The organism is Mesorhizobium sp. M7A.F.Ca.US.007.01.2.1 (genome assembly GCF_003998165.1).
Classification (GTDB): domain Bacteria; phylum Pseudomonadota; class Alphaproteobacteria; order Rhizobiales; family Rhizobiaceae; genus Mesorhizobium; species Mesorhizobium ciceri.
Map to the genome: position 1 here is coordinate 1 of NZ_RZQP01000326.1, position 5,398 is coordinate 5,398.

The following is a 5,398-nucleotide window of genomic DNA, read 5'->3' on the forward strand; positions in this document are numbered from 1 at the left end:
CGTAGCGGCGCAAGAGCCTGGCAAAACCCAGGAATGGCGAGGCGGCGCGGGGGAAGCTTGTTTCCCGCATCATTCTGTGTCGCCCCCTTCTGTCCTGCCGGACATCTCCCCCTCAAGGGGGGAGATTGGCAGCTTCGGCGCTTCGCTCTGTTCGGCGACGTCAGCGATTAGCGAAAGCGGGGATGACATCCGATCTCCCCCCTTGAGGGGGAGATGTCCGGCAGGACAGAGGGGGGCGCTGTCCCGCCAGCCTTGCGAAATGACCTCCCGCGTCACGCCAGTGCCTCCTCGACGATCCGTCCAAGCTCCGGCGCAATGTAGGAAAGGTCTTCCTCGTCCTTGATCAGCACGCCGATGGCGCGGCGGAAGGCTTCCGGCCACGGGCTGCCGCCCTTCTCCAGGATGGTCGCGGCATTGGCCCATTCGACGGCCTCGGCGATACCCGGCGGCTTGGCCAGCGGCCGGGCGCGGATGGTCTGCACGGCCGCCGCCACCGCGCGCGCCGTTACCTCGGCCACATTGCCTGCGCGCAGCATGATGATGGCGGCCTCGCGCTCGGCGTCGGGATAGCCGATCCAGTGGTAGACACAGCGGCGGCGCAGCGCCTCGGCAAGCTCGCGGGTGCGGTTCGAGGTCAGGATGACGATCGGCTGTGCCGTGGCGCGGATCGTGCCGCGTTCGGGAATGCTGATCTGGAAATCGGAGAGGAATTCCAGAAGCAGCGCCTCGAATTCATGATCCGAGCGGTCGATCTCGTCGACCAGCAGCACGCGCTGTTCCGGCGCTTTCAGCACCTGCAGCAGCGGCCGGGCGATCAGGAAACGGTCTTCGTAGATGTCGATCTCGTGCTCGCCGGCGTGGCGAATGGCGAGCAGCTGGCGTTGATAATTCCATTCGTAGAGCGCATGCGCGGCGTCGATGCCTTCATAGCATTGCAGCCGCACCAGATCGCGGCCGAGCAGCGCGGCGATCGCCTTGGCCGCTTCCGTCTTGCCGACGCCTGGTGCGCCTTCGAGCAGCAGCGGCTTCCCCAGCCGGATCGCCAGGAAGATCGCGGTCGCAAGACTGTCGTCGGCCAGATAGCGCGAGGCGGCAAGATGCTGCGCCACCGCCTCCGGTGAGATTGCGACAGTCTCGGCGCTTGTCCCGTTCATTCCAGCCTCAGTTCGCCGCTTGCGCCTTCAGCGCGCGCAGGATGCGCTCCGGCGTGATCGGCAGCGTGTCGATGCGCACGCCGACAGCGTCGAAGACGGCATTGGCGACCGCCGGGATCTGCGGGTTGGCGCACATTTCGCCCGGCCCCTTGGCGCCGTATGGTCCGTCCGCCGATGGCCGCTCCAGCACGATGATCTCGGTCTCGGCGAGGTCGCCGGGGCCGGGCATCAGATACTGGTTGAAGTCCGTGCCGCCATGGTCGCGGTTGGGATAATAGGGCTCGGTCGTCTCGTAGAGCGCATGGCTGATGCCCATCCACGAACCGCCGACCAGTTGCTGTTCGACCATTTTCGGGTTCAGCGCGCGGCCGATCTCGAAGACGTTCTTCACCGTCAGCACGGTGACCTCGCCGGTCTCGTCGTCGACCTCGACCTCGGCCACGGTGCAGGCATGCGCGTAGCAGGTCGACGGCTTCATCGCGCCAGTCTCTTTCTCCGGATAGGAGCGCGGGATCAGGAACATGCCGCGGCCCGAGATCGAGCGACCGCGCTTGAAATGCGCGGACAGCGCGACATCGAAGATCGAGATCGATTTTTGCGGGGCGCCCTTGACCAGGATGTTGCCCTGGCCGTCTGTCTCGAGGTCGGAGGCGTTCACCTCCAGTTCCTCGGCGGCCACTTCCAGCATCACCTGCCGCGCTTCCCTTGCCGCCTGGATGACGGCGTTGCCGGCGCGGTGCGTACCGCGCGAGGCGAAGGTGCCCATGCAGTGCGGGCCGGTGTCGGTGTCGGCGGTGTCGACGACGACGCGGTCTGTCGGCACGCCGATGGTCTCGGCGCAGATCTGCGCCATGATCTGCTTCATGCCCTGGCCGAGATCGACGGAGGACAATGTCACCATGAAATTGCCTGTTGGCGTCGAGTGCACCAGCGCCTGCGTCGGGTCGCCGCCGAGGTTCATGCCGGTGGGATAGTTGATCGCGGCAACGCCGCGTCCGCGCCTGATCGCCATCTCAAGCTCCCTTCACGTAGGAGGACATCGCCATGTACCTTTCCGCCACCGGCCAGTTGGCGGCGCGCGAAGCTTCCTGCATGCATTCGATCAGTGCGGCGCCCTCTGTCGGCTGGCGGTGCGCTTTCATATCACCGTCGCGATAGGCGTTGATGAAGCGGAATTCGAGCGGATCCATGCCGATCAGGCGCGCCAGCTTGTCCATCTGCACCTCCAGCGCGAAATCGCCGATGGTGACGCCGAAGCCGCGCATGGCCGACGACGGCGTGCGGTTGGTGTAGACGCAGTAGGTGTCGATCCAGACATTCGGAATAGTGTAGGGGCCGGGATAATGCCCCGCGCCCTTCTGCGCGCCATAGGGCGAGTGGCGCGAATAGGCGCCGGCATCGGTGTATCCGGTGACCTTGCGCGCGACGATGCGGCCATCTTTCATGACGCCGTCCTTGATGACGACCTTTTCAGCGGCGCGCGGCGACGAGATCTGCATCTCCTCCTCGCGGCTGTAGATAAAACAGACTGGTCGTCCTGTTAGTTTTGCGCCGAGGATGGCGATCGGCTCGACGATGACGTCGACCTTGCCGCCAAAACCGCCACCGACTGTGCCGCCGACGAAATGCAATTTGCTGCCCGGCATCTGCAGGATGATCGAGGTGTTGTCGAGCGTGAAGAACATCGCCTGCGTGTTGGTGTAGCAGGTGAAGCGGTCATTGCCCTCGGGCGCCACCACGCAGCCGGTGGTCTCGGTCGGCGCGTGCTCGATCGGCGAAGACTGGTAGCTCTGCTCCAGTATGTGGTCGGCGCCGGCGAAGCCCGCCTCGACATCGCCGAAGCGCACCTTGCGGCACTCGCCGCTATCATAGAGGTAATAATTCTGGCCGTGATATTCGTTGACCAGCGGCGCGTCGGGTCTCAGCGCCTCTTCCATGTCGAAGACGGCCGGCAGCACCTCATAGTCGACCTTGACCTTGGCTGCGGCCTCTTGTGCCGCGCGCTCGGTTTCGGCCAGCACCGCGACCACGGCCTCGCCCTTCCAGCGCACCTTGCCGTCGGCAAGCACCGTCTCGTCCTCCGGCCCGATCTGGATCAGGATCAGGATGGTGTAGACATTGTGCGGCACATCCTTGGCGGTCAGAATTTTCACCACGCCTGGATGTTTCTCCGCCTCGGAGGTGTCGATCGAGCGGATGCGGGCATGGTGATGCGGGCTGCGCACCATCTTCAGGTGCAGCATGCCGGGAAAGTTGCGGTCGGCGAAAAAGGCGGTCTTGCCGGTGACATGGCCGGGTGAATCCGAGCGCGGCCGCGGCTGGCCGATCTCGTGCAGATCATCCTTGCGGACATCGGCGAAGTAGCTCTTGCGCAGTTCCATTTTTTGTAACCTCAAGCCGCGTTCTGAGAGTTGGACCGCGCGGCGGTCAGCACCGCCTGGATGATCGGCTCGTAGCCGGTGCAGCGGCAGATGTTGCCCGACAGCGCTTCGACCACCTCGTCGCGGCTGGGGTTGGGCGTGTGGTCGAGCAGCACCTTGGCTGCCATGAGCATGCCCGGCGTGCAGAAGCCGCATTGCGTGGCGAACGTGTCGAGGAAGGCCCGCTGCAACGGGTGCAGCACGCCGCTTTCCGAAAGCCCTGATGTCGTGCTGATGACGGCGCCATTGCAGGTCTCGGCCAACGTCAGGCAGGAGAGCCGGAGTTCGCCGTCTATGATGACAGAACAGGCGCCGCAGGTGCCTTGATGGCAGCCGCCTTTCGGCGAGGTGTCGCCGATCTTGTCGCGCAGCGCCTGAAGCAGCGTCGTGCCGCTGTCGATGAATTCGGCCTTTTCCGAGCCGTTGAGCGTGAATTGAACCGGAACCTTTGCCATGTTTTCCTCCCAGCGCGCCTGCCCGAACCAGCGGACAGACGCGCGCCCCCGAACGAAATATTATGCGAGCAGCAACCGGCCGAGATGAACCGGCAGGACTTCGGCGCGATACCAGGCGCTGGCGATCGAGTCGGTGATGGGCGAGATGCCATCACCGGCCGCGGCCATAGCCGGCGCGATGCCGTCAGCGGTCAGCGTTCGGCCGATCAGCGCTTTTTCTGCCGCCCTGGCGCGCATGGGCCGATCCGCCATGCAGCCGAGCGCGATCCGCGCCGAGGTCACGGAGCCATCCGACGACAGTTCCAGATCACCGGCTATGCTGAGCACGGAGACGCCCTTGGGCTTGATCCTCGACACTTTCAGGAAGCGGAAACTGGCGGCCTTCGGAAGCGTGACGCTCACGAAAGTGACGACGGCGCGGCTGCCGCCCCGATTGGCCAGAAAAGTCTCGATCGGCGTTTCACCGTCATCGGTGCTGACCGTCGCATCGAGCGCCAGCAGGGCAACGGCGAAATCGCCATAGGGGGCCGGGGCAAAAAGATTGCCGCCGACGGTCGCCATGTTGCGGATGGCCGGGCCGCCGACGGCGCGGGCGGCCTTGGCGAGCGTGCCGAGCTCCGGATGGCCGGCGATCGCCGCCATGGTCACCGAAGCGCCGATGCGGACTTTATCGCCGGCAACGGCGATGGTGGACAGGGACGGCTCGGTCGACCTGATAAGGCCGGATACCGAAACATCGCCTTCATTGGCCGCGCGGACGACCAGCGTGCCGCCACCGAGATAGCGAGTGCCGGCCGCCTTCAGTGCCGCGTTCGCGTCTTTCACCGTTGCAAAAGTCTGCAGTGCCAGCGCCATGGTTGGCTCCTGTCAGCTCTGGCCGGCGAAATGGCTTTTCAGGGCGTTGAAGCCGCCCTGAAAGACATTGGCGCCCATGCCCTCGGCCAGCTTGTCTGCCTCCTCGGGGGCGGCGTCGAAGCTGGCGGTCCATTCGGCGTAGGTGCGGTCGCCATCGGTCACGCGCCGCAGCTGCAGGGTCGCCTTGTGGTTGGTCAGCGGCTGCGGCGTCTCGAGGATGGAGTAGCTGACCAGGAAATTCTGATCGGAGAAGTCGAGCAGCTTTTCGCGTAGGCGGGCGCCGCTGGCGAGCTGGAAATTGCGCACGCAGCCGATTGTGGTGGCATCCTTGCCGTCTTCAATGTGGCTTTCCACCATGCGCGGATGCCAGTCCGGCAGCCCGTTGAAGTCGCGTATGCGCGCCCAGACCTTTTCGACCGGCGCGTCGATGACGCTGGAGATGGTGACTTTGGCCATTCAAAATGTTCCCTTGCAAAAGCGATCCGGTGCAAGGGTAGGGCGGCCATTTCAGCGA

General features: G+C 64.8%; 6 protein-coding genes. All 6 read right to left on the bottom strand.

Going from position 1 to position 5,398, the window contains the following annotated elements; translation table 11 throughout:
* Window positions 1–272: 272 nt before the first annotated feature.
* The 6 genes from EN949_RS32570 to EN949_RS32595 are packed head-to-tail and all read right to left on the bottom strand — an operon-like array spanning window position 273 to window position 5,340.
* Window positions 273–1,154, bottom strand: coding sequence for a MoxR family ATPase (locus EN949_RS32570; protein ID WP_063172537.1), 882 nt, complete (start codon window positions 1,152–1,154; stop codon window positions 273–275).
* Between the two features lie 7 nt (window positions 1,155–1,161).
* Window positions 1,162–2,166, bottom strand: a complete 1,005-nt coding sequence (locus tag EN949_RS37190) for a molybdopterin cofactor-binding domain-containing protein (RefSeq protein WP_023756899.1) — start codon at window positions 2,164–2,166, stop codon at window positions 1,162–1,164.
* A 1-nt stretch (window position 2,167) separates the two neighbouring features.
* Window positions 2,168–3,535, bottom strand: coding sequence for a xanthine dehydrogenase family protein molybdopterin-binding subunit (locus tag EN949_RS37195; protein ID WP_127366527.1), 1,368 nt, complete (start codon window positions 3,533–3,535; stop codon window positions 2,168–2,170).
* Window positions 3,536–3,546: 11 nt separating this feature from the next.
* Window positions 3,547–4,029: a (2Fe-2S)-binding protein gene (locus EN949_RS32585; RefSeq protein WP_127366526.1), complete on the bottom strand. Its 483-nt coding sequence runs from the start codon at window positions 4,027–4,029 to the stop codon at window positions 3,547–3,549.
* A 60-nt stretch (window positions 4,030–4,089) separates the two neighbouring features.
* Window positions 4,090–4,884 (bottom strand): FAD binding domain-containing protein, encoded by a 795-nt coding sequence (locus tag EN949_RS32590; protein ID WP_127366525.1) that lies wholly within the window; start codon window positions 4,882–4,884, stop codon window positions 4,090–4,092.
* Window positions 4,885–4,896: 12 nt separating this feature from the next.
* Window positions 4,897–5,340, bottom strand: coding sequence for an SRPBCC family protein (locus EN949_RS32595; RefSeq protein ID WP_013530850.1), 444 nt, complete (start codon window positions 5,338–5,340; stop codon window positions 4,897–4,899).
* Window positions 5,341–5,398 lie beyond the last annotated feature (58 nt).

Coding starts and splice junctions, on each gene's coding strand:
- EN949_RS37195 (WP_127366527.1), bottom strand. CDS start 3,535: ATGGAACTGCGCAAGAGCTACTTCGCCGATGTCCGCAAGGATGATCTG.
- EN949_RS32585 (WP_127366526.1), bottom strand. CDS start 4,029: ATGGCAAAGGTTCCGGTTCAATTCACGCTCAACGGCTCGGAAAAGGCC.
- EN949_RS32570 (WP_063172537.1), bottom strand. CDS start 1,154: ATGAACGGGACAAGCGCCGAGACTGTCGCAATCTCACCGGAGGCGGTG.
- EN949_RS32595 (WP_013530850.1), bottom strand. CDS start 5,340: ATGGCCAAAGTCACCATCTCCAGCGTCATCGACGCGCCGGTCGAAAAG.
- EN949_RS32590 (WP_127366525.1), bottom strand. CDS start 4,884: ATGGCGCTGGCACTGCAGACTTTTGCAACGGTGAAAGACGCGAACGCG.
- EN949_RS37190 (WP_023756899.1), bottom strand. CDS start 2,166: ATGGCGATCAGGCGCGGACGCGGCGTTGCCGCGATCAACTATCCCACC.